This is a genomic window from Burkholderia sp. 3C (assembly GCF_054589155.1).
On the sequence record NZ_BAAILN010000148.1, the window covers coordinates 106,471 to 107,566 of the forward strand.

Consider the following 1,096-nt stretch of genomic DNA (forward strand, 5'->3'; position numbering starts at 1 on the left):
GCGATTCCACGTTTCCTGGTATGCATAGCGTAGTTTTTGGCTGGTTCGGCGTCTCGGCCATCTGGTTCGTTCCCCTGGTCTGGCGGCTCGTCAAGGCGATGCTGCCGGGCGGCGCCGGCACGGCCGGGCGCGGCTTGATCCGCCTCTGGCTCGGCTTCGCGAGCGTGTTCGTCGCCAGTTGCACGCTCGCCACGGCGCTGCCGGGCGGCGACACCGGCGACGCATTCGGCCATGCCCTCGCGGCCGGCTTCGACCGCGTGTTCGGCCATATCGGCACGCCGCTGGTGATGGTCGTGCTGTTCGTCGGCGGCCTGCCCTGGCTGCTCGGCGCCGACTGGCGCACCACCAACGACTGGCTCGACCGCTCGTTCGGCTTCCGGCTCGGCCGTGGCGGACGGCGCGACGAGGACGAAGCACGCTCCGTCGCCGACCTGCCGCGCAGCGCGCTGCATCGCGACGAAGATCGCCGCGTGCGGCGCGCGGGCGACGTGCAGCCGTCCGCGGCGAACACCGTCAACTCGATGGCGCCCAAGCGCAACGGGCGTTTCGCGCGGCCCACGCTGTGGAAGCCCGACGCGAAGCGCGACATGCGCGGCGAGGCGCGGCGCGAAACGCGCCAGGAGCCGCGCGGCTGGACGCCGCCGCCGATCACGCGGGTGCAGCCGGTCGAGCCGTCGGCGCCGCAGGGATGGTTGAATCCGAATTCGGGCGGCCGGCCGGCGTCAGGCAACAGCGGCATGGCCGCGGCGGCCACCACCGCATCCGCGAAAGCCGCCACGGCGACGGGCAGCGCCGCCCTGGCCGCGCCGCCGGTGCCGCCGCCCTTCGTGCCGTCGTCGGTATCGATGCCGCCGGCTTCGCCGACCATCGCCTCGTCGGCCGTGCACGCCGCGCAGGCGGTCAAGGTGCTGCAGGAACGCTATCCGTCCACGCGGCGCGCGGCCCCGGCCGCCACGCCGATCCGCCCGGTGGTGCCGCCGATCACGCCGCCGGCCCGGCCACCCGCGCCGCAACCTGCCCCCGCCCGGCCGTTGCCGCGCGCGGCCGCACCGGCGCAGAACGCGAACGTCACGCCGCGCCGTCCCGCGCCACCGGC

At 75.2% G+C, this 1,096-nt stretch carries 1 protein-coding gene; it reads left to right on the top strand.

Annotated elements, in window-relative coordinates; translation table 11 throughout:
- Nucleotides 1–20: 20 nt before the first annotated feature.
- A partial coding sequence (locus ACYP33_RS30715) for a DNA translocase FtsK 4TM domain-containing protein (protein WP_459625010.1) occupies nucleotides 21–1,096 on the top strand: 1,076 nt, incomplete at its 3' end.